Raw genomic sequence first — 26,418 nt, forward strand, 5'->3', positions numbered from 1 at the left:
CTCATTGGTTTGATCAGGTGGTCTTCTTCTTCACGAAAGTCGACTTGATATTGTCAAACAGTTCAACCTTCACGCCATTGCGGTTCATGATGTAGGCCTGCTGCATGACCGAGAGCAGGTTGTTCCAGGCCCAGTAGATCACAAGACCCGCCGGGAAGCCGGCCAGCATGAAGGTGAAGATCAACGGCATCCAGTCGAAGATCATCTTCTGCGTCGGATCCGGCGGCGTCGGGTTCAGCTTCATCTGGAACCACATCGTGATGCCCATGATGATCGGCCAGATGCCGAGCGCGAGGTAGTGGCCGAACACAGGAATCGTCGTCGGATCGAACGGGATCAGGCCGAACAGGTTGAACAGGTTGGTCGGATCATGCGCCGAGAGATCCTTGATCCAGCCGAAGAACGGCGCGTGGCGCATTTCGATGGTGACGAACAGAACCTTGTAGAGCGAGAAGAACACCGGGATCTGCAGCATGACGGGAAGACAACCGGCGATCGGGTTGATCTTCTCCTTCTTGTAGATTTCCATCATCTCCTGCTGCTGCTTCATCTTGTCGTCAGGGAAGCGCTCCTTGAGCGCCGCCAGCTGCGGCTGCACGGCCTTCATCTTCGCCATAGAGGCGTAGGACTTGCTGGCCAGCGGGAAGAACAGGATCTTCACCAGCACGGTCACCAGCAGAATGGCGATGCCGAAATTGCCGAACAGGTGGAAGAACCAGTCGAGCGCCAGGAACATCGGCTTGGTGATGAAGTAGAACCAGCCCCAGTCGATCAGAAGATCGAAATGGTTGAGGCCGAGTGCCTGATTATAGCCGCCGAGGCCGACGGCCAGCGGGAAGTTGATGCCAACGGTGCCAGCTTCCTTGGCGCCTGCGAACAGACGGGCATTGGCCGTGCCGGTGCCGCCGATCGCGATGGTCTGCGCGTCCTGCAGATAGTCGGTCTGGTAGGTCCGCTGGGTGCCGCTCAGGTTCGACGAGAACCGGGCCTGCAGCTGCGCATTGGTGTCGGGCAGAAGGGCCGAGGCCCAGTATTTGTCGGTGATGCCGAGCCAGGCATTGGTGACCTTGAAATTCACCACCTTGGCTTCGTCGATCTTCTTGTAACCGTATTCCTGCAGGCCCTGGTCGCCGAGATAGCCGACGAGGCCTTCATGCAGGATGTAGTAGCCTTCGACATGCGGCGTGCCGTGGCGCGAGATCAGCGCGAACGGATACAGCGTCACCGGCGCGTTGCCGATATTGCTGACGTCATCCTTGACCGAGAACAGGTAGCGATCGTCGATCGAGATGGTGCGGGTGAATGTCAGGCCGTCGCCGTTGTTGTACTTCAAAACCACAGGCGTGGTCGGCGTCAGGGCGTTGGAGCCCTCCTGCTGCCACTGGGTGTTCTGGTCGGGAATCTTTGTGTTTGCACCGGCGGCGGCGACCCAGCCGAACTCGGCGTAATAAGGTGCGGCCGTGCCCGAAGGGGAGAACAGCACGATCGCCGGCGACTTCGGATCCACGGTGTCGCGGAACTTGGTCAGCGAGATGTCATCGATACGCGCGCCCTTCAGCGCGATGCTGCCGGAGATTCGCGGGGTGTCGATCTTGACGCGCTGCGAAGCTGCAATGGCGCTATCGCGGCTGACGATCGGAGCATTGGCCGGGGCGACATTCGCCGGCGCGCCGCCTGCCGCCGTGGAGTTCGCCGTCGGCGTCGTGCTGCCGGGTGTGGTGCCTGACTGTGCAGTCGGGTTGGCGAGCTGGCTCTGCGTCGCGGTCTGCGCGCGCTGCTTCTCCATCTGCGGGATGTTGTAGAAATATTGCCAGCCGATCAGCACCAGGCCGGACAGAATGACGGCAATGATGGTGTTGCGATTGTCGGTCATCGTTCAGGTCTCGTCATTCAAATGCGGGTGCGGCTCTCGCTTCCGGCTGCGCGCTTGTCGCAGGCTGGGAGCGTCAGGTCACGCTGGTTTTAGAAGATTGCGTCTTAGAAGATTGCCGATCGAGGCGGTGCAGCGCCGAGCGGAGGTCGTCGAGCATCATCGTGAAATCGCGTTGGAGCGCGACACGACGGCCGACTAGCACATAATCGCTGTGGGGTCGCATGGATAAGACATCGACGCGCTTCACCAGTTCGCGAAGCCTGCGCCGGATCCGGTTCCGCTCGGTGGCGGTTCCGTTTTTTTTGGTCACGGTGAAGCCGACCCTGATCGGGCCGTCATCGTCACGTCGCCGGGTCTGCAGTACAAAGGCAGGGCTGTTCATCCGCGGCCCATTGGCAGCGGCGAGAAAGTCCGCCCGCTGCCGTAACCGGTCCATGATGAACTCTCGGAGGAGATCCGATCAGGCGCTGAGGCGCTTGCGGCCGCGTGCGCGGCGCGCAGCCAGAACCTTGCGGCCGCCAACGGTCGCCAGGCGAGCGCGGAAGCCGTGACGGCGCTTGCGCACCAATTTGCTGGGTTGATAAGTCCGCTTCACGGGTCGTACTCCGCTGACCGGGCAATTCGCCAAGTTAATTTGAGGTAAGTCCTAAGATGTTGGCTCAATGAGCCATTTCCGGCCCAAAGACGAGCCGCACCCGATCCAAGACCGGGCCATCGCGGACAGTTGGCGGGCTTATACGGGAGCGTCCTGTTTTCGTCAATGTTGCCCTGTAGCGGTGTTCCGCTCCGCCAGATTCCTGGAACCAAGGGATTAATCCCAATTTCCCGGTGTTTTCAGGTTGTTGGCGGTTGTGAAATTGCTCTATGGCTTAAGTCTGTTCGCTCAGCGGACAAATTTAAGAACTGGTCGCAAACATCATCGTAACAAATCGTCGTTGGACCCGTATCTCCCGATAGTTCAGCGTCAGACCGTGAGATCAGAGGCCAATATTGTGTCTTCGGCCGGCGAAAAGCCCATCGAGCCCGCGTTCAGGCTCGGCCCCATGCGACGGCTGGGGCTGTCGGGCAAGCTGTTGCTGCTCACCATTCCACTGGTGCTGATTGCCGAAATTCTCATTTATGTGCCCTCGATCGCCAATTTCCGGATCAACCGGCTGAACGACAGGCTGGCCGCGGCCAATACGGCAGCGCTGGTGCTGGACGCTGCGCCGCTCGGCATGGTCCCGGAATCGCTGTCGCGGCAGATCCTGAGCAGCATCGGCGCCCGTGCGGTAGCCATCAAGATGGGCCAGCAGCGCCGTCTGCTCGCCAGCGCGGATCTTCCGGCGCAGATCGATCATGACATCGACATGCGGTCGATGACGGTGTGGTCGGCGATTGTCGATGCGTTCGAAGTCATGCTGGAAACCGGCGATCAGACAATGCGTATCATCGGGCCGGCGCCTGGCGGGGCGCAATTCATTGAAGTGGTGGTGGATGAATTACCGCTGCGGCAGGCGATGTATCGCTTCTCCAGCAATTTGCTGTGGGTATCGCTCGGGCTGGCGATTCTCACGGCAGGTTTGGTCTATCTGGCGCTGCATTACCTGTTCGTGCGGCCGATGCGGAATCTGACGGCCAATCTCGTGGCTTTCCATGAAAACCCCGAGAGTTCGGCGCGGATCATCGTGCCCAGCCAGCGCGCGGACGAAATCGGCGTGGCGGAGCGCGAATTGTCCGACATGCAGCGCGATCTCGTCTCAATGCTGCATCAGAAGAGCCGCCTTGCCGCGCTAGGCCTTGCGGTCTCGAAGATTAATCATGACCTGCGCAACCTGCTTGCATCGTCGCAATTGCTGTCCGATCAGCTCTCGAGCGTGCCCGATCCGCGCGTGCAGCGCTTCGCGCCGAAGCTGATGCGTTCGCTGGAACGCGCCATCGCCTTCTGCCAGTCGACACTCTCTTATGGCCGCGCGCAGGAAGCTGCCCCTGATCGCAAAATGATGCTGGTTGAACCGGTTGTTAATGAAGTCCGCGAATCGGCAGGGCTCGCGACCGACGCGTCGATCGGCTGGGTCAACGCCATCGAGCGCGGGTTGATGGTTGATGCTGATCCCGATCAGTTATTTCGTATTTTGCTCAATCTGGTCCGCAATGCAGCCCAGGCGCTGGAGGGGCAGCCACAGAGCGACGTCGCCCCGCAGCAGATCCGCATTACCGGCCGCCGCGAAGGCGCTGTGACCATTCTCGAAGTGTCCGACACCGGCCCCGGCGTCCCGCAGCAGGCGCGCGATCATCTGTTTGAGGCGTTTCAGGGCTCGTCCCGTCCCGGTGGTAGCGGGCTGGGCCTCGCGATCGCAGCCGAACTCGTCCGCGCCCATGACGGCGATATTCACCTTGTGGAAGGCACTTTGGGTGCCACCTTCAGGATCAGCCTGCCGGATCGGCCTGTGGAACTGCACAGCATCCGCACCGAACGCGCGAGGGCTTAAGCTGCCATTAATCTGGCATGTCACAGGAGTGAAATAAGCGGCTCAGGGCGCTTGCCAAGCCGGGCTCGACCCGGTAGCTATGGCCCGCTTTCGCAAACACCGTTTCCGAAACGCATTCGATGTTGGCGGCTCTGACTTTTGGCCCCACACATCGCGGCACGCGCCCGTAGCTCAGCTGGATAGAGCACGTGACTACGAATCACGGGGTCAGAGGTTCGAATCCTTTCGGGCGCGCCATCTCCGCTTCATTGTGATGCCGCCAACCATAGTCGCCGTTGCCGCGCTTCTCGTAGCTTACGGGATCCTTGCCACAACGTCGGGCCGACTTTTCTCGAGCCAGGCGACGGCCTCGGTCCATCGACATGGCACTCGAAGGTTTTCTAGGTGGGGTCCTCCAGGGATTTCGATTGCACTCGCTTCACCGCTTACTCCACCAGGTGGTGCAGCACGCCTCAATCTTTGACCAAGTCCCCCAGCAGGTTTGCCGCCACCATCAGCTTGGCGAGCGTCAGGCCGCCAGCAGCAATCTCCTCGACTGCGCGGCGGATGCGCGTCGCCTCGGGATGAGCTGCAAGCCAGGTCTCCGCAGCCTGCTGGCCGGATTGGCCGGTTGCCAGCATGTCCGCGGCGAGGCCTCTTTCGGCAGCCGCGATTAGGTCGACGGCGCGGTCGATGGCGAGGCGTTCGAAACGATCGCTGGTTGGCACGCTGCGCGCGGCGGCGATAATGCGGTCGAGACGGAAATTGGCCTCGGCGGCAAAGAACGTCGCGGCGGCATCGCCGATGCTGCGGCTGGTGCGCTCGGCGACCGTCACGATGTCCGGCGCCGAGACCAGGATGTCGAGATCGGCCAGCTCGCCGGCGAGGCCGGACGGGACCCCGGCATCGGTCAACTCTTGCCGGCGCTTGCCGCGCGCTGCCTGCAAATCCGGTGGCAGGGTGTTGTCGAGAGAGGCCCTGATCTCGCGAATACCCGGGCCGAAACGTGCGATCACCGCCTCGAGGCCGTCCTTGAAATCAATATTGCGCACGTACCAGACCATCCGGGAAAGCAGAAGGTCCTGGACCGCCTCGTAGAGGGACAACTGCAACTGCCCTTCGATGCAGGCGTCGAGTGTATCGATCGCATCATTTAGCCACTTGAGCCCGTAGGATTCATCCACCGCCACATAGGCCATGACGATGGTGGGGATATCGGCATCGGTTTCGTCGATAAGACGCACGATACACGCCGGGCCGCCGCGGTTGATGACCGTATTGACGAGGCTGGTCGCGATGATTTCGCGTCGGAGGCGATGGAACTCTACCGCTGTCGGGAACCTGTCCTGAACCTGGCGCGGAAAATACCCGGAGAGCTCGCGGGCAAGATAAGGATCGTCCGGCACACTGGTGCCGAGCAGGTCGTCATAGAGCGTCAGTTTAGCGTAGGCGAGCAACACGGCGAGTTCAGGCCGTGTCAGGGACTGCCCGCGCCGTGTGCGTTCGGTGAGCACGGCGTCGTCGGGTAGGAATTCGACCGCGCGGCTGAGCAGGCTGCGCTGCTCGAGCGACTGCATCAGGCGAGTGAGGAAACCGGTCTCGGCCACGCCCTTGCGCTCGGCGAGTGAGAGCGCGAGCGTCTGCAGATAGTTGTTGCGCAGGACGAGGGCACCGACTTCGTCGGTCATCGCGGCAAGCAGGGTGTTACGGTCAGCCGGGCTGAGGCGTCCCTCGCGCTCGGGGCGCGCCAATGCGATCTTGATATTGACCTCGACGTCGGACGTATTCACGCCGGCCGAATTGTCGATCGCGTCGGTGTTGAGCTTGACGCCTGTTTGCGCCGCTTCGATGCGGCCGCGCTGGGTGACGCCGAGATTGGCGCCTTCGCCGATCACCCTGGCGCGAACGTCGGTCCCGGTGATGCGGATCGGATCATTGGCGCGGTCGCCGGCCTGATCGTCGCTCTCCACCGATGCCCGGATATAGGTGCCGATGCCGCCAAACCACAGGAGGTCCGCGCGCGCCTTCAGTATCGCCGTCATCACCTCGAAGGGTGTTGCGTGCGGTTTGTCGAGATCGAGCACGGCGCGTACTTCCGGTGCGAGCGGAATCGCCTTGAGGGAGCGCGAGAACACGCCGCCGCCCTGCGAGATCAGCGATTTGTTGTAGTCCTGCCAGCTCGATCGCGGCAAGTCGAACAGGCGCTTGCGTTCGGCGTAGCTGATCGCCGGATCGGGGGAGGGATCGATGAAGATGTCGCGGTGATCGAATGCCGCAACGAGTTTGATCGCCGGTGAGAGTAGCATGCCATTGCCGAAGACGTCGCCGGACATGTCGCCGACGCCGACCACGGTGAAAGGCATGGTCTGAATGTCGGTGCCGAGCTCGCGGAAGTGGCGTTTGACCGCCTCCCATGCGCCTCGTGCCGTAATCCCCATCTTCTTGTGGTCGTAGCCCTGGCTGCCGCCGGAGGCGAAGGCATCGCCGAGCCAATGGTTCTTCTCGGCCGAAATCGCGTTGGCGATGTCGGAGAAGGTGGCAGTGCCCTTGTCGGCGGCGACGACCAGATAAGGATCGTCACCATCATGCCGTATGGTCGAGTCGGGCGGGAGGAGGTCATCGCCGTCGAGATTGTCGGTGAGTTCGAGCAGCGAGCGAACGAAGATGCGATAGGCTTCGGTGCCTTCCGCGAGCCATGCGTCGCGGCTGGAGGGCGGCGGTAGGCGCTTGGGCACGAAGCCGCCTTTGGCGCCGACCGGCACGATCACGGCGTTCTTGACCTGCTGGGCCTTGACCAGGCCGAGGATCTCGGTGCGGAAGTCCTGCGGCCGATCTGACCACCGCAGTCCGCCGCGCGCAACCTTGCCAAAGCGCAGGTGAATGCCTTCGACGCGGGGGGAATAGACGAAAATCTCGTAGAGCGGTCGTGGAGCTGGCAGGTCCTCGATTCCGCGCGCGTCGAACTTGAAGGAGATCACCGGACGCGGATGTCCGTCCTCGCCGACCTGCCACAAATTGGTGCGGATGGTGGACTGCACCAGATTGGTGAAACGGCGGAGGATGCGATCTTCGTCGAGCGATGCGACGGATTTGAGCTGCTCCTCGATATCGGCAAGGAGGGCGGTCTCTTGGGCCGAGCGCTCGGAATCAGTAAGGGCGAGGCGTGGATCGAGGCGGGTCTGGAACAGCGCGACGAGATTGGCGGTGATTGCCGCGTTCTTGCGCAGAGTCTCCCACATATAGTCCTGGCTGAACGGCGCGCGGATCTGGTGCAAATAGTGGGACAGCGCCCGGATGGTCGAGACTTCGCGCCAGCCCAGGGCTGTGCGCAGGATCAGCCCGTTATATCCGTCGGATTCGGCTCGATCACCGACCACCGCCATGATCGAGGCTTCGAGCCGATGGCTGAATTCCCGGTTGATCTCGATCGGCTGGTCATCGCTGGTCTCGATCGTCATGTCATGCAGCCACACCGGCTCCGGCCTGGCACCGGGCACGATCTGATAGGTACGTTCATCGACCACGCGCAGGCCGTGATTTTCGATCACCGGCACGCGATAGGATAGCGACAGCGGCGCGGCATCCGAGAACACCTTCAGGCCGAAGCGTTTGGGATCATCCTCTCCCTCGAAGCGATGAACCGAAATCGTCACCGGGCGGGTCGGCGTGAGCCTTTCGATGGTGGCGATATCGGCTATCGCCTGTTCTGCCGTGGAGGCCTCGGTATAGCCTCCGGTAAAGGCCTGGGCATAGCGATTGGCGAGCATGCGCGCCCGCATGCCATCGGTAGACGCAGTCAGCGCGGCCTTCAGCTTGTCGGCCCAGGTCGCGGCAATGGCGTGGATCCCAGCTTCCAACGTGGCGCGTTCGACGGCAGGAGTCTTACCCTCATAGCGTCCGATGATGTAGTGAACGCGCGCCAATGCTCCTTCGGGGAAAGACGCGTAGGAGGCCGCCAGCATCCCCTTGTAGCTCTGCGACAGGAAGGCGCCGATGCGCATGCGCACATCAGTGTCGTATTTGTCGCGCGGAATGAAGACGAGGATGGAGACGAAGCGATCGAACTTGTCGACCCGAGCGAGCGCCCGGACGCGGGGGCGCTCATAGAGGATCAGGATTTCCATGACGAAATTGAAGAGGGTGTCGATGTCGACCTGGAATAGTTCGTCTCGCGGATATTCCTCGAGGATATGCATCAGCGCTTTGCCCGAATGGCTGTTCGGATCGAAGCCGGCGCGCTGGAGCACCCGCGATACCTTGTGGCGAATATAGGGGATCTGTCGGACCGAGCGCGTATAGGCGCCTGAGGTGAACAGGCCGACGACTCGCAATTCACCCTCGAGTCGGCCGTCGGGCGCATAGAGCTTGATGCCGATATAATCCATCCGGATGCGGCGATGAACGCGGCTACTCACATTGGCCTTGATGACGATGAGTAGGGTCGGCTCGCGCATGAACTCGCGAATTTCCGACGTCATCACCACCATTTCGCTGCCGCGGCGCAGGACCTTTACATCGGGGTCGCGGAGGATGCCGAGGCCCTCAGCGGTCGTGATGTCGTCCGACGCATCGCCGTCGGGCGAGAAACGATATTCGCGCACGCCGAGAAAGGTGAAATTGTCCGCGCACAGCCATTGCAGGAACTGGTTGGCCTCGGCGACCTCGTCGATCGGTAGCGGCGGCGGATTGGAAGAGAATGTCTTGATCGCGTCCTCGACGCGGTCGCGCATGACGCGCCAGTCCGCGACGCAGGCGCGCACGTCGCTCAACGTTCTGGCGAGGCCGTCAATTAGCCTCTCGCGGTCAGCGTCGGCGTCGAGGCGGGTGATGTGGAGGTGAATCAGGCTCTCTCGCGCGCCTTTTGCCCCTTCCGGCAATGCTTCACCGTAGAAGTGCAGGAGCTTGCCTTGGTCATCGCGCTCCACCGCGATGATGGGGTGAGAGACGAGGGTGACTTCGATACCCTGCTCGGCGAGCTCCGCCATGATGGAATCGAACAGGAAAGGCATATCGTCGTTGAGAATTTCGAGCACGGATATCTCGCGCCCGTCCGGCATCATCGGATTGACGACGCGGATATCGGCACGACCCGCCGTGCGTCGCTGTACATGCTCCCAGGCTTGCTCCGCCAGGAAGGCAAGCGAGGAGGCATCGTAACTGGCGAGGTCCTCGACATTGGTGTAGCCGAACATAAGCTCGGCAAAGGATCGGGGAGCCTTGCCCGGCTGCACGCTTCCCGCCGCGTCGCGGATCAGAGTTGCACGGGCCTTGTCGTCACGCCACGCCATAACGTCCTCCACGTCCCAGCCGATTAACCGCAATTACGGTCGGCCGTTGTTTTTGGAGTGCATCTCTTCGTGCGCCATTGTTTCCCGACCGCGATTCAATCGCACAGGTGAAATCTTCGGTCGTGCGGCCTCGACGATATTAGCATCCCGGAGCCGCCGTGGCGCGCGGAGTTGTGAGGTGTGTCGTGAGGCCGGAATCGATGCCGACGAGCCTCACGCCGCCTGTGAGATATAAAGAACGGTATTAATTTACTTGCCTGGCGTGTTCTGCTGTGCGACCAACGGCTGCCTGCTGAGAATATCGCAAGACGACGTGCTGGGGGTCAGGTGTTTGGTCGCATCTTAGGCAACATCAAGCTGGCCGCACTTGTCGTGTTCGCATGTCTTGCCGTTTCGACATCAGCCAAAGCGTCGCCCCCTACAGCGACCGTCACTGTCACTCCGGATCAACTGGCCAATGGTCAAGTGGCGGCGGCGGCCGTGACAGTCACCTTCTCTGAAGCGGTGACCGGCTTTGATTTCACTGACCTGACGGCCACCGCAGCTACTTTGTCAAGTCTCGGGACTTCGGACAACATAACCTACACGATCACCCTCACCGCAGCTTCGGGTGTGACGGCCGCAACCAACCAGGTAGTTCTGAACCTGACCGGGGTGATAAACGTCGGCAGCGAAGCCGGGGTCGGCACTGCCGTTTCGAATAATTATACAGTCGGACCGGTCAACAGCCAGACGATCACCTTCGGCGCCCAGGCAGGACGGACATATGTCAGCGGTGGCACGTTTGTGGTCAATCCGCTGGCCACGACAAGCAGCGGCCTGGCGGTGGCTTATTCCTCGCTGACCACGGGCGTCTGCACGGTTACCGGCGGTATAGTGACCATGATCAGCGCCGGCACCTGCACGCTTGCCGCCGATCAGGCTGGCGGTGGCATTTACGCGGCCGCAAGCCAGGTCACCCAAAACGTCGTTATCGCCCAGGCCGCCAGCGGTATTGCGTTGGCCGCGTCGCCCAATCCGAGCCTCCCGGGACAGGCCGTCACTTTCACCGCGACAGTGTCGGGCTCATCGCCCACCGGCACGGTGACGTTCATGGACGGCGCGACGACGCTGGGCACCGGCACCCTCAGCGGCGGAGTGGCGACATTGAGCACATCGGCGCTGACGGTCGGAACCCATGCAATCTCCGCGATCTATAGCGGCGATACCAACAACACGACCGTTACGTTTATAGGGCCCCAGATCGTGAACCCGGCGACGGCGGCGGCGACGACGACAGTCCTTGTCTCGTCCGTCAATCCAAGCACGCTGGGCCAGGCTGTCACCTTCACAGCAACCGTGACAAGCGGAAGCGCCACGCCGGCCGGCACGGTGAGCTTCAACGACGGCGGTGCTGCAATCGGCAGCGCGACTTTGACTGGCGGGATCGCCACCCTGACGACCTCGGCGCTGACGGCCGGCACCCACACCATCACCGCGGTCTATGCCGGCAACGACAACTTCAAGACCAGTACGTCGGCAGCGCTGCTGCAGGCGGTGAACATGCCGCAGGACAGTCTGAAACTGCGGGCCCTGCAGGTTATCGCAACCAAGGTCGTGGCGCAAAATTCGGGCGCCGTTATTACCGGTGCGATCGATACCGCGATCTCCGAAGGCTTTAGCGATGGCGGCAACCTGGTTACGCCGAGTGGAGGCGGCATCCGTTTCAACTTCTCCGCCGATCCCGATCAACCGCAGGCCGCAACCGCCGGCGCGGATGTGCCGGATCGATGGAATGGATTGTACGGGCGCAGCAGCAGCCTGCCGGGCAGTGTCAACAGCTATGCGCAATCGCAATCGCAATCGCAATCGCCGCAAGGCGCATCTCGTGTCGATGATGCCTTCGCGGCGATCAATCGCAGTGCGATGCCCGCCAGGGCGCCCGGGTTGCGCACCGCCGCGCCGAAGGACTGGCTGTTGTGGGCGGATGTCAAAGGCAGCGGCATCGATCGCTGGGGGTCATCGACATCGGCACCCATTCTGTACGGCAGTCAGGTTAATGCTCTCATGGGCCTTACACGCAGGGTCACACCGAATTTTCTGGTCGGGGCGTTCGGCGGCTATGAGACCTTCGACTACCGATCCGACGCCTTGAGCGGGCATCTCAAAGGGGACGGCTGGACGCTCGGCTCATATCTCGGCTGGAGGTTCGCGCCGGGACTCCGCTTCGATGCAGCTGCGGCATATTCCGGGATCGGCTACGACGGCACTGCAGGCACCGCTACGGGCAGCTTCAGCGGTCATCGCTGGCTGGTGTCGAGCGGGCTGACCGGCAACCACAAGACTTACGGCTTCGATATCGAGCCTTCGGCGAAGTTCTATGCGCTGTGGGAACGCGAGAACGCCTATACGGATTCGCTCGGCGCTCTGCAGGCGGATCGTACTTTTTTCACCGGGCGCGCCTCGGCCGGCATCAAGCTTAGTTATCCCTGGCCCACCAGCGCCGCCGTGATGCTCGCGCCTTATGCGGGTTTCTATGCTGACTACTACTTCACCGGCGACGATGCCGCGGCCCTGGCGTTGGCCGGGACCGTGCCGCTGGCTTCCGTCCCGCTGCTCGATGGCTGGTCCGCGCGCGTCACGGGAGGCGTGGCGGCGCGCCTCGGCAACGAAGCCACTGTCGCTCTTGGCGCCGAGCTCGGCGGTATCGGGAGCAACGTACAAATCTGGACGTTCCGTGGACGAGCATCGGTTCCATTTTGAGGCGACGAAGAGTTGTATATTTCAATGACATGAATGTTCGCAGTTTTATCCTTAATGGCACGCCAGATTTTCCGTTCGAACTAGAAACGCCAGCCGTCGATTGGCCGCTCAATCACTGCTTATACGCAAGCGGACTTTTGCTTTGGATTGGATGACGCGTGCTTGCTCACCGGATTTTCTGCTCGATCTCGTAAGCCGCCTTCAGAAGCGTTTCGACAACTTCCTGCTCGCGTCGCGGGCCGAGCCGTGTTCGGACGGCCGATATGGTGAGGGCCGCCGCCGGATCGCCATCGGCTGTCTTGATCCAGGTCGAGATCGATTTCGTGCCCTGGACCAATCCGACTTCGCGCACGCCATAGCCCCTACGCCGGGCATCGGCGATCTCCGACAGCACGGTCTGCCGGTCGGTCCGATATCCCGCGAAACGAGGTTCATTCGTCGCAACGATCCTGCGTGACTCTTGAGCCGGTAACGCGGCCAGGATGGCGACGCCTGCGCTGCTGACGCCGAGCGGCCGCCGCGCGCCGACAGCGATCGAGAGTACCTGGATCGGATATGAGCCAATTCTCCTATCCACGCATAAAGTGTCGTTGCCGGTGCGCACCGTTAGAAACAGTGTGTCGCCGATCCGTTGCGACGTTTCGCGCAAAATGTCGTCCGCTGCTGCGAGCAATGGCGAGCGCGATGGGCGAGCGAGTGCCAATTCAGGGACCTGCGTGCCGATTGCATAGCGACCCGAGCGCTCGTGGCGCTCGACGAGCCCCTCCTCCATCAGGACATGGATGATCCGGTGTACGGTCGGGCGCGACAGACGCGTCGCCTGGACGACTTCTTTCAACGGCAATCCGCTCTCACCGCCCGCTGCGAGCACGCGAAGGAGGAAGAGCGCGCGCCGGATCGCCTGTGCGCCTTGTCGCGGCTCCGGATCCAGTGTTATCGGCAGTCCATTGTCCATAATGTGGACAATAACCGCATATTGGCATCGACAAGTAAAGCGGTTGAACCAATGGTTCGCCGCAAGAGCGCTGGTCCCAATCGGCGTCGAACATACGGTCAGCGGCGTGAAAGTCGCATCTGCGGGAGGAAATGATGAGGTCGCTATGGATCGCTGCAGCCATTGTTGCGACGCTGGTTAATGGCGCGGCGACAGCCCAGGAATGGCCCGCGCGCATTGTCAAACTGATCGTGCCCTATCCGGCCGGCGGCAATGTCGATAGCGCGGCGCGCATCGTCGCGGATCGGCTGCAAGAAAAATTGGGCCAGCCCTTCGTGATCGAAAACAAGTCGGGCGCTGGCGGCATGATCGCCGGGGAAGCGCTCGCGAAAGCGCCGAATGATGGCTACACGCTCATGGTTGGCGCCAATGGTCCGGTTCTCTTCGCTCCCGAAATCAACAAGCGCGATGCCTACAACTGGAAGCGCGACTTCCTGCCGATCTCGAGCATCTCGATGACGCCGCTGGTGCTCGAGGTTCATCCTTCCGTGAAGGCCACGTCGTTTGCCGAATTGCTCGACCTCGCGAAGCGCGATCCGGGCAAGCTGACGATGGCCTCTCCGGGGCCGGGCACCACCAATCACCTGCTCAGCGAACTTATGCAGTCGAAGCTCGATATTCGTTGGGTGACGGCGCATTATCGCGGCAATGCGCCCGCGACCAATGACCTTCTCGGCGGACAGGTTCAGTTCGCATTCGATCAACTGTCGGTCAGCCTTCAATACATCAAGAGTGGAATGCTGCGCGCCCTGGCGGTCACGAGCCCACATCGACTGAAGACGCTTCCGGACGTGCCTACTTTCGCCGAGCTTGGCTATCCGGATTTTGACGGCCAAACGTTCACAGGGCTGTTTGCTCCGGCGAACACGCCCGCTCCGATCACCGATAAATTGAACAAGGCGCTGGCTGAGATCCTTAAAGAGCCAGGCGTCATCGACAAGTTCGAAAAGCTTGGCGCCGAAGCGTTCCCGATGACGTCGGGTGAATTCAGAGCTTATCTCGATCGCGAGGACGCCAAGTGGATTCCGGTCGTGCGCAAGGCCAACGTGAAAGCGGATTGACGAATGAAGATCGATCCCGCTGAACTTGGCGCCGAAAAGGCCTATCGTCTGCTCACCGGCATCGTCGTCCCGCGACCGATCGCATGGGTGACCAGCATGTCGCATGCAGGTACCGTCAACCTTGCGCCATTCAGTGCTTTTACCTTTGTCTCGCCCAAGCCGCCGATGCTGGCAATCAGCGTCGGCCGCAAATCAGGTGTCTACAAAGACACCGCACGCAACATCCTGGATCGCGAAGAATATGTCATTCACATCGCGGATTCGCCGTTGCTGTCGGCGGTTCACGAAAGCTCCGCTGAACATCCGCCGGAGGTGAGCGAGGTCGAAGTCCTCGGTCTCGAGACGACTCCCAGCGACCATATCGGGGTGCCGCGGCTGACGGCGGCGCCTGTCGCGATGGAATGCCGATTTCGACAATGCCTCGAATTCGGCGATACCCGCAGCCGGCTGATCGTCGGCGAAGTGGTCGCATTTCACATCAAGGACGATCTGCTCATCAACGACAAGATCGAGACCGAGAGCCTCGATCCGATCGCCCGCATCGCCGGTCCGCGTTACGCGCGGCTGGGCGAGATCGTCACGTTGAAGTCCGTGTTCCAGACATCGAAGTAGTTGGATCAACGTCGCGGGCGCAATTCGAGCAACCGTTCCAGCGCCCGGCGGCAATCGATCCAGTGAATTGTTCAAGAGGCCCTCATGAAACTATGCAGCTATTTGACCGGCGGAAGCAGCCATTACGGCGTAGCGACCGATGATGGCGTCATCGATCTCAGCGCATTGCTCGGATCGGAATTTCCCGATCTGCGCAGGCTGATCGCCGGCAACGGGCTGGCGAAGGCGAAGCAGGTGAGCGCCGGCCGCAAACCCGATCATCGACTGTCGGATCTGGTCTTGCTGCCGCCGATCCCGGCGCCGGAGAAGCTGTGGTGCATCGGCGTCAACTACAAGGACCGCAACGCCGAATACAAGGACAACTCGGATCTGCCGAGATATCCGAGCCTGTTCGTCCGCAACCCGTCGTCGGTGGTCGGCTCCGATCAGCCGATTGAAAAGCCGAAGATCTCCGAGCAGCTCGACTACGAAGGCGAGCTCGTGATTGTCATCGGCAAGGAAGGCCGTCACATCACGCGCGAGAATGCGTGGTCGCACATCTTCGGTATGACTCTCTGTAACGAAGGCTCGGTGCGGGACTGGCTGCACCACGGCAAGTTCAACGTCACGCAGGGCAAGAACTTCGATCGTTCCGGCAGCGTCGGGCCGTGGATCGTCACGGCCGACGAATGCGATCCGCAGGGGACGCACGATATCGTCACACGGGTGAACGGGGAGGAGCGTCAGAACGACTCGACTGAGCGGCTGATGTTCACCTTCGACTATCTGATTTCCTATCTGTCGACCTTCGCCACCTTGAAGCCCGGCGACATGATCGCGACCGGAACGCCGACCGGCGCCGGCGCCCGCTTCACGCCGCCGCGTTGGCTCAAGCCAGGCGATGTCGTCGAGGTCGAGTCCGGGCAGATCGGCATTCTTCGCAACGTCGTCGCAGAGGAGAAATAACGGTGCTTGATCAGGCAGTCATCGATACGCTGGCGCGTCGCCTCGACGAAGCGGAGCGGACCAAGACGCTCATCACCATGTTCACCGCCGATTATCCCGATCTCACCATCGAGGATGCCTATGCGATCCAGCGGACCTGGACGGCGCTGCAGCTCGAACGCGGGCGGGTGATCAAAGGTCACAAGATCGGCCTGACCTCGAAGGCCATGCAGAATGCGGTCAGCATCTCCGAGCCGGATTACGGCGTGCTGTTCGCCGACATGATCTATCAGGATGCCGGCACCATCCCCTATGAGCGGTTCTTCGCGCCGCGCGTCGAGGTCGAGCTGGCCTTCGTGCTCAAGACCGACCTGCGCGGGCCGGATTGCACGATCTTCGACGTACTGAACGCGACAGACTACGTCACACCGGCGCTCGAAATCCTGGAAACGCGGATGCATCGGGTGCATCCGCAAACCAAGAAGCCTCGCACGGTGGTGGACACGATCTCCGATAACGCAGCGAATGCCGCGCTCGTGGTCGGCGGTCGTCCATTCCGTCCGCTGGATGTCGATCTGCGCTGGGTCAGCGCGCTGCTGTTCCGGAATGGTCAGATCGAGGAGACCGGCGTCGCCGCCGGCGTGCTGAACCATCCGGCAAACGGCATCGCGTGGCTCGCCAATCGCCTCGCGCCGCACGACGAATACCTTGCTGCGGGCGAGGTGGTGCTCGCCGGATCCTTCACGCGTCCGATCGAGGTCAGCCGCGGCGATACGATTCACGCCGATTACGGGCCGTATGGCTCGGTGTCGTGTCAATTCGTTTGACCGTTACCCGGAGACTGCAGCCATGACATCTTCCAAGCGCCGCCGCAGCGTTCATATCGGCGAGTTCAAGCACGCAAATCCGATCCCCAATGCCTGCCGCATCAACAATCTGCTGATGTCCGGCGTCATCCTCGGCCGCGATCCCAAGACAAGCGAGATGCCGCCCGATCTCGAAAGCCAGTGCGCCAACATGTTCGCGCATATGAAGGCTATCGTGGAAGCCGGGGGCGGCAGCACCGACGACATCATCAAGATGACGGTCTGGCTGAAGGATCGCAGCAATCGCGGGCCGGTCAATGTCGAGTGGCTCAAGATGTTTCCGGACGAGCATTCGCGCCCGGCCCGTCACGCGCTCTCCATGGAGATGGAGGGCGGCGCCCTGGTGCAGTGCGATTTCACTGCGGTGATCGATTAAAGGAGCAGACAGATGCCCGACTATCTTCCATTTGATCCGAACCCGCGCACGCCATCCCGCAAGCCGCCGCCGAAGAGCATCGACAGTCAGTTTCATGTCATGGGTCCGGTGGAGCGCTATCCGGTTCGACCCGGCGCGGCGTATCAGATGCCGAGCGCGACCTGGGAAGCGACACTTCGGGTGCATAAAGCGCTTGGCATCGAGCGGGGCATCATCGTGCAGACGACGACCTATGGTGCCGATCATTCGGTGGTCCTCGATGGGCTGGCGGCGATGGGGCCGAACTACAAGGCTTGCGCAAATGCGCTCGTCTTTGCCGAGCGCGACGATGCTTATCTCGCAAAGCTGAACGATGCTGGCGTTGGCGGGGCGCGCTTCAGCTTTCGCAAGGAGCTCGGCGCAGTCCTCTCCGACAGCGACTATGAGCGTGCCATCGCGCGCATCAACGAGCTCGGCTGGTACGCGAAATTCCAGCCGGAGAAGGACGGCATCGTTGGCAATCTGGACAAGATTGCGTCGCTGAAAGTGCCGGTTCTGATCGATCACATGGGCCGCCCGGATCCGGCGCGCGGCAAAGACGATCCGAACCTGCGCGCCGTGCTCGATCTCCTGGCGAGAGGCAATTTCTGGGTGATGCTCTCACTCGGCGAAAAGACGTCCAGAAAAGGTCCGCCGTGGGACGACGTCGTTCCCATCGCACAAGCCTATCTCGAAGCCGCGCCCGATCGCTGCGTCTGGGCAAGCGACTGGCCGCATCCCGTATCGGTCGTTCAGCCGCCGAACGACGCCGACCTGCTTGAATTGCTCTATCGCTACGCGCCGGACGATGCCTTGCTGGAAAAGATATTGGTCACCAACCCGGCGAAGCTGTTTGGGTTCTCCTGATAGATAATGGCTCACACCCTGCCGGGAGGGAATCCACTTCCGGCAGATATCCGGGGTCGGTCGATGATCTCGATCGTTTCGGCGAGTGAGTCAGAACCTCTCGCGCGCGGGAGGCACATCCGAGCGCTCATAACCGCAGCCATATAGTCGTAAACCAGCGTCCCCGGAGGTTTGTTTCGACCTACGGTCTATCACGGCCCCACGGGAAGAGAGATACCGGAAAATCGGCCGCATAGCGCCGCCCTTTCGGTGGACGGGGCGGCTCCTGCCGAGGATTCGGATCCGGTTCCAGCACCTTGCGATAAAGATGCCAGGTGGCGTGGCCGAGCAGGGGCAGAACAACGGCGAGACCGACGAATAACGGTAGCGAACCGGCCACCAGCAGCGCGGCGACAATCAGACCCCATGCCGCCATCGTCACGGGATTTTTCATTACGACCCGCAGCGAGGTCTGAACTGCATCTGTCACATTGGCATGCCGGTCGAGCATCAGCGGAAACGCCACGACGCTCACGCATAGGGCTACGATGGCAAACAATAGTCCGACACCGCAGCCCTGGACGATCAGTTGGTGTCCTTCTGTCGTTGTGAGGATGCGCGATGCGAAATCGGGAATGCTGGCCGCGGGGGCATTGCCGAACTTCGAGACGTAAATTGTATTCGCAGTGGTCACCCAGACCACGAACAGAATGAGCAGGAGCGTGCCGAGGCCAAGCATGGCCCCAAAGGACGGCGAGCGTAGCACGTCGATCGCATGCCAGGCGGACGCTTCTTCGCCGCGTTCGCGGCGTCGGCTGAGTTCATAGAGACCGAGGGCTGCAAAAGGACCAATCAATGCAAAGCCGGCGGCTAGCGGGAAAAGCAGTGGTAACACCGAATAGCCAAGGGTCATTCTGGCCAGCACAAGCCCGAGAACAGGATAGATGACGCACAGAATAATGGCGTGACTCGGAACCGCCTTGAAGTCCTCCCAGCCCAGCCGCAACGCATCGTGCAGATCGGACAACCCGATCTTGCGAATGACGGGCGCGGCGACGCTATCGGAAGCGCCAGGTGCTGTCTGCGGGATATTGTCAGAATACGGAGTAGCCATGGTCACGATCTCCCACGCGTTCGCACCGGCGAGATCGGGTCATTCTCAAATGACGAGCATTCGCCTTCGTGCGCAGAAATCGCGACTGGTTCTGGAAGACGGCCAAGTTCAACGAAGAGAGCTTTGCCGAGCAAAACCTGTCGCAACCTGTGCAGCGAGTCTAACGCAATCCGGAAAGAATAGCACGCACAGTTCGGTGATTTCTTCTTTTGCAAGGTCTACGTTTCGTCCCGTGGCTGATGGCAATCGGAGTATCACTTGTTTGTCGGGTGGGCGCACACATCGTGCATTGCAGTGCGATATGGAAATCCGTTGCACGCGCGTCGTTCAACAGGTCGATCGTGGTGCTATCGTCTGTCGTGAGGAATAAGCCGGTCTATTGACAATCAAGCCTGCCGGGGAACATCCTGTAGTGGCAAGTGCCCGTAGTTCGACGACACCAGCGATCGCAACTTTTCGAATTCGATATTGCGACCGGTTAGAGGGCAAGGCGGCCAGCATTGTGATGGCGGGCTCAAAATCAGCCATCGATGCAGACATGAACTGCGCCCTTTTCTAAGTCTTGTCCGCAGCCTCTAGAGGCAAGGATGAACAAGGGATGGCTGTAGCATTCTTACTGCTGTTGGTCGCGGTCGCCTCGGTGCTGTTTCACCTCCTGAGCCCGTGGTGGTGGACACCGATCGCTTCAAACTGGAATTACATCGACGACACGATCACCATGACGTTCTGGATCACGGGGGTGGTTTTCTTCGCGGTCGTCGCATTCATCGCCTATTGCATCTTCCGCTTTCATCACAGGGAAGGAAGACAGGCGGCCTATGAGCCCGAAAACAAAAGGCTCGAATGGTGGCTCACCATAGGGACTGCGATCGGTGTCGGGGCGATGTTGGCGCCCGGTTTGGTTGTCTGGCATCAGTTTGTGACGGTGCCCCACGATGCGACAGAAATTGAGGTCATGGGCCAGCAATGGCGCTGGAGCTATCGGTTGCCCGGAAAAGACGGCCGGCTCGGGACGGTCGATGCCCGCAATGTCAGTGCCGAGAATCCACTAGGCTTGAATCCGAACGATCCTAACGGCCAGGACGACGTCGTGGTTGAGAACGACGATTTGCACCTCCCGATCGGGAAGCCGGTCAAGGTATTGCTCCGTTCAATCGACGTTCTGCACGATTTCTATGTGCCCGAGTTCCGGGCGAAGATGGATATGGTGCCGGGCTCGGTCACGTATTTCTGGTTCACTCCCACGCGCACAGGAACATTCGAGGTTCTTTGCGCGGAACTGTGCGGCATCGCGCATGCGCAAATGCGGAGCAACGTCATCGTCCAGGAAGAGAGCGAATATCATGCATGGCTGGAGAAGCAGCAGACATTCGCAGCGTTATACGGTCATCGCATCATCATGAAGGCGACTTACACGACCCGCGGCAAATAGCAGGACCGGTGCGGCGGCGTTGTACGTCGTAACGCTCATGGTGAGCGATGATCAGAAGATAAATCCGGGAGGACATTTTAATGGTTGATGTCCCGTCTGACGTACTTGCAGGAATTCCGCCGGCCGAAGTGGGTGAGGTCGATCTCTATCACCCGAGAAGCTGGTGGACGCGATACGTCTTCTCGCAAGATGCCAAGATCATTGCGGTCCAGTATGCTGTTACGGCAATGGCCATCGGTATGGTCGCGCTGGTGCTGTCGTGGCTTATGCGACTGCAACTCGGTTTTCCCGGAACGTTTTCGTTTATCGATCCGAGTCAGTATCTCCAGTTTATCACCATGCATGGCATGATCATGGTGATCTACCTTCTCACAGCGCTGTTCCTCGGGGGCTTCGGGAATTATCTCATCCCGCTGATGGTCGGCGCTCGCGACATGGTTTTCCCCTATGCGAACATGCTGAGCTACTGGATTTATCTGCTTGCAGTCTTGGTGCTGGCTTCGACTTTCTTCGTGCCGGGCGGCCCGACAGGTGCGGGATGGACGTTATATCCGCCGCAGGCCATTCTTTCCGGAAGCCCCGGACAGGAAGCAGGCATCATCTTGATGCTGGTGTCGCTGATCCTGTTCATTATCGGCTTCACCATGGGTGGCTTGAATTACGTCGTGACTGTGCTGCAGGGTCGCACGCGCGGAATGACGCTGATGCGGCTGCCTCTGACGGTGTGGGGCATCTTTACAGCAACCGTGATGGCATTGCTTGCATTTCCAGCCTTGTTCGTCGCCTCGGTGATGATGCTGTTCGATCGGCTTCTTGGCACCAGCTTCTTTATGCCAACGCTGGTGGAGATGGGGCAGCTGGGGAAATACGGCGGGGGCAGTCCGCTGCTGTTTCAGCACCTGTTCTGGTTTTTCGGCCATCCCGAGGTCTACATTGTTGCGCTACCTGCTTTCGGCATTGTCTCTGATCTCATCAGTACTCATGCACGAAAGAATATTTTCGGCTATCGCATGATGGTGTGGGCGATTGTCGGAATCGGAGCGCTGAGCTTCGTGGTGTGGGCGCACCACATGTATGTCAGCGGCATGAATCCGAAGTTCGGCTTTTTCTTCGCGACAACGACCCTCATCATCGCGATCCCCACGGCGATCAAGGTTTACAACTGGATCCTGACCCTGTGGCGCGGCGACATTCACCTCACCATTCCGATGCTGTTCGCGCTCGCGTTCATCATCACCTTCGTCAACGGCGGCTTGACGGGCCTGTTCCTTGGCAACGTCGTCGTCGACGTTCCGCTGTCCGACACCATGTTCGTGGTCGCCCATTTTCACATGGTGATGGGCGTTGCGCCGATCATGGTCGTGTTTGGCGCGATCTATCACTGGTATCCGAAAGTGACGGGACGGATGCTGAACGAGACGCTGGGGCGTTTCCATTTTTGGGTCACTTTCCTCGGAGCCTACGCGGTCTTCTTCCCCATGCACTATCTCGGGCTGTTGGGGATGCCGCGCCGCTATCATGACATCGGCGGGACGGCGTTCGTCCCGGCGTCGGCTCATGACCTGAATGCATTCATGAGTATAGCCGCGCTTATCGTCGGTTTTGCCCAGCTGGTCTTTGTGTTCAACATGATCCGGAGCCTGTCCAAGGGCAAGGAGGCTGGCGGCAATCCGTGGAACGCGACCACGCTTGAGTGGCAAACGCCGGAGACGCCGCCTGCGCATGGCAACTGGGGCAAAGAGCTCCCGATCGTCTATCGCTGGGCTTATGACTATAGCGTGCCCGGCGCTGCACGAGATTTCATTCCCCAGAATGAACCGCCGGCCAGTCTGACACCGAAGGGCGCGCATCCATGACGGCCATTGTCCTGTTCATGGCTGGAATAGCGGCCATTGCGGGATGGTGGCTCTCGCAGCAACGGCTTGCGGCCAAGCCTTGGCTGGAGGAGGGAGCGGTCGGCGATTTTCCCGGCGGAAGTTCGATATCGTTGCCGGCGGCAAAAATCGGTCTGGGTGTGTTTCTCGCGGTCGTCGGGTCGTTGTTTGCGCTCTTCGTCAGCGCTTACTCCATGCGCATGCAATTGATCGACTGGCGGTCGCTGCCGGTGCCCGGATTGCTGTGGTTCAACACTGGTGTTCTGATCGTGAGCAGCGGCGCGTTGCAATGGGCGCAGGTTTCCGCACATCGGGACGACAGCGAGAGCGTGCTGATCGGTCTCCTTGCAAGCGGCGTTGCCGCCGTTGTTTTTCTGATAGGTCAGTTGCTGGTGTGGCAGCAGCTCAACACCGGGGGCTACTTTCTGGCGGCCAATCCTGCCAACGCCTTCTTCTATCTGATCACCGCGGTTCATGGACTGCACTTGCTCGGCGGTCTCGTGGCTCTGGGCAGAACCATCGTCAAGGCATGGCGCGGTGTTGAAATCCCGCGCCTGCGTTTGAGCGTGGAACTATGCACGATGTATTGGCATTTCCTGCTTTTGGTCTGGTTGATCCTGTTCGCCCTGCTGACAGGGTGGGCGGATGATTTCGTCACCATCTGTCGCCAGTTGCTGACATAGGAAAGGCATCGATGCGATGGCAGAGACTGTGCTGACAAACATCGAAAAGCGCCGAACAATGATCTCGGGCTGGCAGGGCATTGTCGCCGACTGGTCCTCGGATCAACGGGCATTCAAGAATGTTTCGTGGGGAAAGGCCATGATGTGGATCTTTCTCCTCAGCGATACATTCATCTTCGGTTGCTTCCTGCTGTCGTACATGACGGCACGCATGTCCACGACGGTGGCCTGGCCAAACCCGAGTGAAGTTTTCGCTCTGACGATTGCTGGACAACACATTCCGCTCATTCTGATCGCCATCATGACCTTCGTGCTGATTAGCAGCAGCGGGACCATGGCTATGGCCGTTAATTTCGGCTACCGCCACGATCGCCACAAAACGGCGATCCTGATGTTGGTGACCGCTGCGTTCGGCGCGACATTTGTCGGAATGCAGGCTTTCGAATGGACCAAGCTGATTATGGAGGGGGTGAGGCCCTGGGAAAACCCGTGGGGCGCGGAGCAATTTGGCTCATCCTTTTTCATGATCACGGGGTTCCACGGCACGCACGTAACAATTGGCGTGATTTTCCTGATCATCATTGCGCGAAAGGTCTGGCGCGGAGATTTCGAGACTGGACGCCGGGGATTTTTCACAAGCAGGAAGGGGAACTACGAGATCGTCGAAATCACTGGCCTGTATTGGCATTTCGTCGATTTGGTATGGGTGTTTATCTTTGCCTTTTTCTATCTTTGGTGAGGGAAAAACATGGCTGAAGTCACGCTACATGCAGCACCCCATGCAACCCCTACGGCCCATGCCGAGGGACATCAGCACCCAATCAAGCTTTATCTCGTAGTCTGGGGATGGCTGTTTGTCCTGAGTACAGGCTCTTACCTCGTGGACTACTTCAACCTGCAGGGACATCTGAGGTGGTCTCTCATAGTGTTGTTCATGATGTTGAAGGCAGGCTTGATCGTTGCGGTCTTCATGCACATGGCGTGGGAGCGTCTGGCTTTGGCCTACGCCATCCTGCTCCCGCCGTTGCTGTTGCTGGTCTTTGTCGGAATCATGGTGTTTGAGTCGGACTACACGCTGTTGAGCCGGATCATTTTCTTCAAGGCTGGGGCGTAAAGGTGAGCGGGGGTCTCGCGCACAAGGAGGACTTCCATGACCACATATATCATGCTTGCAAACTGGACCGATCAAGGTGTGCAACACGTCAAGGACTCGCCGCGTCGCCTTGATCTGGCGAAAAAAGCTCTCAAGGATATGGATGGAGAGTTCAAATCGTTTTTTCTGACCATGGGCGACTATGACATGGTCGCGGTCTACGAAGCGCCGGACGATGCCGTCGCGGCACGGTTCAACTTGCAGCTGGGTATGCTGGGAAACATTCGAACGCGCACATTGAAAGCGTTTCCCGAAACGGCTTATCGGGAGATCATCAAGTCGCTGGGCTGATTGCGGACCGGAGGCACGCCCGCGAGTGCCACGCGTCGGCCAGATGACATGTCGATCTATCTTGGTTGTCGACCTTCAGAGTTGGCAGACATGGAGTGGTCGTATGCGAATTTTCGCTTGCGTACTCGGAGCCGGAATTCTCTCAACCGCTTCTGCATTCGCGCAGGATGCTGCATCGGGAGAGAAAATATTTACCCAGTGCAGAGCGTGCCACCAGATCGGGGAGAACGCCAAGAATGCAGTCGGGCCCGAGCTCAACGGGCTTTTTGGACGCAAGGCCGGAACGGTTGCAGGTTACAGCTATTCACCTGCGAACCGGAATTCCGGGATCACCTGGGATGAAGCAACCTTCCGCGAATACATCAAGGATCCGAAGGCCAAGATCCCCGGCACCAAAATGACGTTTCCGGGCCTCAAAGTTCCGAAGCAGATTGACGATGTTGTTGCCTATCTCAAACAGTTCGACGCGACAGGAAAGAAGGCTGAGATGGCGCCCGCTGGAGCAAAGTAGGCGGGTGATACAATTGCAGTGAAGACGAGTGCAGTGAAGACGAGGTGGTGCGCAGATGCAATTTACCGTTGGATTCAAGTTAAAGGGCAAGGCAGGCCATGTCGTCGTGGACGCCGAGGATGCGCTTGTTGCGGCGCTGAGAGTCAAGGCGGAGCTCCCGGAAGCGATGACCATGTACGTGCGCCCACAAAACCGGCGCGGTGACGCACGACACCCGTCACATGTGCCTGCCGACGAGCACGCCGAGGATACTCATTGATGGTAAATGGGGGATGAGCAAGCCGGTGCAGGTCATGGTTCGTTCGAATGGTTATGGCAAACTCTAGCCGAAAACTTCAGCTGGCGCCGAAGTATAAGAAGGTAGTCACGATGTTCCGCCCGGCCGCGGCGCTATATGGCTGAGCAGATCCATCGGCAGCGGGAAGACCACAGTCGATGATCGTTCGCCTGCAATGTCGTGCAACGCCGCAAAATAACGCAGTTGCATCGCCTGCGGCTCCAGAGCGAGGATCCGGCCGGCCTCGACGAGCTTCTCGGCGGCTTGCTGCTCGCCTATCGCATTGATCACTTTCGCCCGCCGCAGCCGTTCCGCCTCGGCCTGCTTGGCGATGGCACGCACCATGTTTTCATTGAGGTCGATATCCTTGATCTCGATGTTGGTGACCTTGATCCCCCACGCATCGGTTTGCTGATCGAGGATCTCCTGAATGTCGGCGTTGAGTTTGTCGCGCTCTGCGAGCATTTCATCCAGCTCATGCTTGCCGAGCACCGAGCGCAGCGTAGTCTGCGCCAATTGGCTGGTCGCGGCCATGTAATTTCCGACCTTGATGATCGCACGTTCCGGATCGACGATGCGGAAATAGAGAACAGCATTCACCTTGACGGAAACGTTGTCGCGGGAAATGACGTCCTGCGGCGGCACATCTTGTACCATCACCCTGAGATCGGCCTTCACCATCTGCTGCACGAACGGAATCAGGATGAAAAGGCCCGGACCTTTCACGCCGGTGAAGCGTCCGAGCGTGAAGACGATGCCGCGCTCGTATTCCCGCAGGATGCGAATGGCGGAGGAGAGAAAGGCGATCAGGATGATCGCGAGCAATGAATAGGTTATGTAATCGAGCATCATCGCACACCTCCTTCGCCGGCGCTGAGTGCCGGCTGGCGACGCACCATCAGTGTCAGATCCGTGATGCTGGCTATCTCGACCATTTCTCCAGGCTTGAATGCTTCCGTGCCGCGGGCTTGCCAGCGTTCACCCTGCGTGAAGACGTGGCCTTCGATGTCGTTCCAGTCGAGAACCTCGGCGC

The 26,418-nt window shown here is 60.1% G+C and carries 24 protein-coding genes and 1 tRNA gene; 17 read left to right on the forward strand and 8 right to left on the reverse strand.

The window, feature by feature from the left end:
* Positions 1–13 precede the first annotated feature (13 nt).
* The 3 genes from yidC to rpmH form a co-directional block, all read right to left on the reverse strand.
* On the reverse strand, positions 14–1,873 hold the full coding sequence (gene yidC / locus AB8A27_RS28460) for a membrane protein insertase YidC (RefSeq protein ID WP_441244767.1): 1,860 nt from the start codon (positions 1,871–1,873) through the stop codon (positions 14–16).
* A 73-nt stretch (positions 1,874–1,946) separates the two neighbouring features.
* Positions 1,947–2,309, reverse strand: coding sequence for a ribonuclease P protein component (rnpA, locus tag AB8A27_RS28465; protein ID WP_441244768.1), 363 nt, complete (start codon positions 2,307–2,309; stop codon positions 1,947–1,949).
* A gap of 24 nt (positions 2,310–2,333) precedes the next feature.
* Complete coding sequence (gene rpmH / locus AB8A27_RS28470; RefSeq protein WP_011471298.1) at positions 2,334–2,468, reverse strand: 50S ribosomal protein L34; 135 nt, start codon at positions 2,466–2,468, stop codon at positions 2,334–2,336.
* Positions 2,469–2,916: 448 nt separating this feature from the next.
* Here rpmH and AB8A27_RS28475 point away from each other — a divergent pair, with 448 nt between their 5' ends.
* Together AB8A27_RS28475 and AB8A27_RS28480 are read left to right on the forward strand one after the other, a co-directional pair.
* Positions 2,917–4,344 (forward strand): ATP-binding protein, encoded by a 1,428-nt coding sequence (locus AB8A27_RS28475; protein WP_092141762.1) that lies wholly within the window; start codon positions 2,917–2,919, stop codon positions 4,342–4,344.
* Between the two features lie 160 nt (positions 4,345–4,504).
* A tRNA-Arg gene (locus AB8A27_RS28480) sits at positions 4,505–4,581 on the forward strand.
* A gap of 215 nt (positions 4,582–4,796) precedes the next feature.
* Here AB8A27_RS28480 and AB8A27_RS28485 read toward each other — a convergent pair.
* A complete protein-coding gene (locus AB8A27_RS28485; protein WP_441244769.1) occupies positions 4,797–9,623 on the reverse strand; it encodes an NAD-glutamate dehydrogenase in 4,827 nt (1,608 codons plus the stop codon).
* Positions 9,624–9,983: 360 nt separating this feature from the next.
* Here AB8A27_RS28485 and AB8A27_RS28490 point away from each other — a divergent pair, with 360 nt between their 5' ends.
* Positions 9,984–12,353: an Ig-like domain repeat protein gene (locus AB8A27_RS28490; RefSeq protein WP_441245065.1), complete on the forward strand. Its 2,370-nt coding sequence runs from the start codon at positions 9,984–9,986 to the stop codon at positions 12,351–12,353.
* A gap of 166 nt (positions 12,354–12,519) precedes the next feature.
* Here AB8A27_RS28490 and AB8A27_RS28495 read toward each other — a convergent pair whose 3' ends face one another.
* Positions 12,520–13,308, reverse strand: a complete 789-nt coding sequence (locus AB8A27_RS28495) for an IclR family transcriptional regulator (protein WP_441244770.1) — start codon at positions 13,306–13,308, stop codon at positions 12,520–12,522.
* A 134-nt stretch (positions 13,309–13,442) separates the two neighbouring features.
* On the opposite strand from AB8A27_RS28495, the gene AB8A27_RS28500 reads away from it, so the two are divergent.
* The 6 genes from AB8A27_RS28500 (at position 13,443) to AB8A27_RS28525 (ending at position 18,071) form a co-directional block, all read left to right on the forward strand.
* Complete coding sequence (locus AB8A27_RS28500) at positions 13,443–14,408, forward strand: Bug family tripartite tricarboxylate transporter substrate binding protein (RefSeq protein ID WP_441244771.1); 966 nt, start codon at positions 13,443–13,445, stop codon at positions 14,406–14,408.
* A 3-nt stretch (positions 14,409–14,411) separates the two neighbouring features.
* Complete coding sequence (locus AB8A27_RS28505) at positions 14,412–15,020, forward strand: flavin reductase family protein (protein WP_441244772.1); 609 nt, start codon at positions 14,412–14,414, stop codon at positions 15,018–15,020.
* A gap of 84 nt (positions 15,021–15,104) precedes the next feature.
* The gene (locus AB8A27_RS28510; RefSeq protein WP_441244773.1) at positions 15,105–15,965 is read left to right on the forward strand and encodes a fumarylacetoacetate hydrolase family protein; all 861 of its coding nucleotides are present in this window, start codon (positions 15,105–15,107) and stop codon (positions 15,963–15,965) included.
* 2 nt (positions 15,966–15,967) lie between these two features.
* Positions 15,968–16,771, forward strand: a complete 804-nt coding sequence (gene hpaH / locus AB8A27_RS28515; protein WP_441244774.1) for a 2-oxo-hept-4-ene-1,7-dioate hydratase — start codon at positions 15,968–15,970, stop codon at positions 16,769–16,771.
* A gap of 22 nt (positions 16,772–16,793) precedes the next feature.
* Positions 16,794–17,186 (forward strand): RidA family protein, encoded by a 393-nt coding sequence (locus AB8A27_RS28520; RefSeq protein ID WP_115031419.1) that lies wholly within the window; start codon positions 16,794–16,796, stop codon positions 17,184–17,186.
* Between the two features lie 12 nt (positions 17,187–17,198).
* Positions 17,199–18,071, forward strand: a complete 873-nt coding sequence (locus tag AB8A27_RS28525) for an amidohydrolase family protein (RefSeq protein ID WP_441244775.1) — start codon at positions 17,199–17,201, stop codon at positions 18,069–18,071.
* Positions 18,072–18,252: 181 nt separating this feature from the next.
* Here AB8A27_RS28525 and AB8A27_RS28530 read toward each other — a convergent pair whose 3' ends face one another.
* Positions 18,253–19,164, reverse strand: coding sequence for a DUF2189 domain-containing protein (locus AB8A27_RS28530; RefSeq protein ID WP_441245066.1), 912 nt, complete (start codon positions 19,162–19,164; stop codon positions 18,253–18,255).
* 598 nt (positions 19,165–19,762) lie between these two features.
* Between AB8A27_RS28530 and coxB the strand changes: the two genes are divergently transcribed.
* The 8 genes from coxB to AB8A27_RS28570 all read left to right on the forward strand — a co-directional run bounded on the left by coxB (position 19,763) and on the right by AB8A27_RS28570 (position 25,367).
* Entirely contained in the window at positions 19,763–20,596 is an 834-nt protein-coding gene (coxB, locus tag AB8A27_RS28535) for a cytochrome c oxidase subunit II (RefSeq protein ID WP_441244776.1), read from the forward strand.
* 80 nt (positions 20,597–20,676) lie between these two features.
* Positions 20,677–22,452: a cytochrome c oxidase subunit I gene (gene ctaD / locus AB8A27_RS28540; protein WP_441244777.1), complete on the forward strand. Its 1,776-nt coding sequence runs from the start codon at positions 20,677–20,679 to the stop codon at positions 22,450–22,452.
* Entirely contained in the window at positions 22,449–23,153 is a 705-nt protein-coding gene (locus AB8A27_RS28545) for a cytochrome c oxidase subunit 3 (RefSeq protein ID WP_441244778.1), read from the forward strand. The genes ctaD and AB8A27_RS28545 overlap by 4 nt, the downstream gene beginning before the upstream one ends.
* A gap of 16 nt (positions 23,154–23,169) precedes the next feature.
* Positions 23,170–23,892 carry a heme-copper oxidase subunit III family protein gene (locus tag AB8A27_RS28550; RefSeq protein ID WP_441244779.1) on the forward strand — a complete coding sequence of 241 codons (723 nt, stop codon included), beginning with the start codon at positions 23,170–23,172 and terminating at the stop codon, positions 23,890–23,892.
* A 9-nt stretch (positions 23,893–23,901) separates the two neighbouring features.
* Entirely contained in the window at positions 23,902–24,267 is a 366-nt protein-coding gene (locus AB8A27_RS28555) for a cytochrome C oxidase subunit IV family protein (RefSeq protein ID WP_115031414.1), read from the forward strand.
* A gap of 36 nt (positions 24,268–24,303) precedes the next feature.
* Positions 24,304–24,597 (forward strand): GYD domain-containing protein, encoded by a 294-nt coding sequence (locus AB8A27_RS28560; protein WP_092139920.1) that lies wholly within the window; start codon positions 24,304–24,306, stop codon positions 24,595–24,597.
* A 103-nt stretch (positions 24,598–24,700) separates the two neighbouring features.
* Positions 24,701–25,108, forward strand: a complete 408-nt coding sequence (locus AB8A27_RS28565; RefSeq protein ID WP_441244780.1) for a c-type cytochrome — start codon at positions 24,701–24,703, stop codon at positions 25,106–25,108.
* Between the two features lie 55 nt (positions 25,109–25,163).
* Positions 25,164–25,367, forward strand: a complete 204-nt coding sequence (locus tag AB8A27_RS28570) for a hypothetical protein (RefSeq protein ID WP_092139916.1) — start codon at positions 25,164–25,166, stop codon at positions 25,365–25,367.
* A 105-nt stretch (positions 25,368–25,472) separates the two neighbouring features.
* On the opposite strand, the gene AB8A27_RS28575 is transcribed toward AB8A27_RS28570, so the two are convergent.
* Together AB8A27_RS28575 and AB8A27_RS28580 are read right to left on the reverse strand one after the other, a co-directional pair.
* Entirely contained in the window at positions 25,473–26,237 is a 765-nt protein-coding gene (locus AB8A27_RS28575; RefSeq protein WP_441244781.1) for a slipin family protein, read from the reverse strand.
* Positions 26,234–26,418: NfeD family protein (locus AB8A27_RS28580; RefSeq protein WP_441244782.1), on the reverse strand; the 185-nt coding region annotated here is incomplete at its 5' end. The genes AB8A27_RS28580 and AB8A27_RS28575, both read right to left, overlap by 4 nt.

Origin of the sequence: Tardiphaga sp. 768_D3_N2_1, assembly GCF_052076105.1 — a bacterium.
GTDB lineage: Bacteria > Pseudomonadota > Alphaproteobacteria > Rhizobiales > Xanthobacteraceae > Tardiphaga.

Bases quoted from the DNA above. Each gene is read 5' to 3' on its own strand.
- yidC (WP_441244767.1), bottom strand. From the start codon at position 1,873: ATGACCGACAATCGCAACACCATCATTGCCGTCATTCTGTCCGGCCTG.
- rnpA (WP_441244768.1), bottom strand. From the start codon at position 2,309: ATGGACCGGTTACGGCAGCGGGCGGACTTTCTCGCCGCTGCCAATGGG.
- AB8A27_RS28475 (WP_092141762.1), top strand. From the start codon at position 2,917: ATGCGACGGCTGGGGCTGTCGGGCAAGCTGTTGCTGCTCACCATTCCA.
- AB8A27_RS28495 (WP_441244770.1), bottom strand. From the start codon at position 13,308: ATGGACAATGGACTGCCGATAACACTGGATCCGGAGCCGCGACAAGGC.
- AB8A27_RS28500 (WP_441244771.1), top strand. From the start codon at position 13,443: ATGAGGTCGCTATGGATCGCTGCAGCCATTGTTGCGACGCTGGTTAAT.
- AB8A27_RS28505 (WP_441244772.1), top strand. From the start codon at position 14,412: ATGAAGATCGATCCCGCTGAACTTGGCGCCGAAAAGGCCTATCGTCTG.
- AB8A27_RS28510 (WP_441244773.1), top strand. From the start codon at position 15,105: ATGAAACTATGCAGCTATTTGACCGGCGGAAGCAGCCATTACGGCGTA.
- AB8A27_RS28520 (WP_115031419.1), top strand. From the start codon at position 16,794: ATGACATCTTCCAAGCGCCGCCGCAGCGTTCATATCGGCGAGTTCAAG.
- AB8A27_RS28525 (WP_441244775.1), top strand. From the start codon at position 17,199: ATGCCCGACTATCTTCCATTTGATCCGAACCCGCGCACGCCATCCCGC.
- AB8A27_RS28530 (WP_441245066.1), bottom strand. From the start codon at position 19,164: ATGGCTACTCCGTATTCTGACAATATCCCGCAGACAGCACCTGGCGCT.
- coxB (WP_441244776.1), top strand. From the start codon at position 19,763: ATGGCTGTAGCATTCTTACTGCTGTTGGTCGCGGTCGCCTCGGTGCTG.
- ctaD (WP_441244777.1), top strand. From the start codon at position 20,677: ATGGTTGATGTCCCGTCTGACGTACTTGCAGGAATTCCGCCGGCCGAA.
- AB8A27_RS28545 (WP_441244778.1), top strand. From the start codon at position 22,449: ATGACGGCCATTGTCCTGTTCATGGCTGGAATAGCGGCCATTGCGGGA.
- AB8A27_RS28550 (WP_441244779.1), top strand. From the start codon at position 23,170: ATGGCAGAGACTGTGCTGACAAACATCGAAAAGCGCCGAACAATGATC.
- AB8A27_RS28555 (WP_115031414.1), top strand. From the start codon at position 23,902: ATGGCTGAAGTCACGCTACATGCAGCACCCCATGCAACCCCTACGGCC.
- AB8A27_RS28560 (WP_092139920.1), top strand. From the start codon at position 24,304: ATGACCACATATATCATGCTTGCAAACTGGACCGATCAAGGTGTGCAA.
- AB8A27_RS28565 (WP_441244780.1), top strand. From the start codon at position 24,701: ATGCGAATTTTCGCTTGCGTACTCGGAGCCGGAATTCTCTCAACCGCT.
- AB8A27_RS28570 (WP_092139916.1), top strand. From the start codon at position 25,164: ATGCAATTTACCGTTGGATTCAAGTTAAAGGGCAAGGCAGGCCATGTC.
- AB8A27_RS28575 (WP_441244781.1), bottom strand. From the start codon at position 26,237: ATGATGCTCGATTACATAACCTATTCATTGCTCGCGATCATCCTGATC.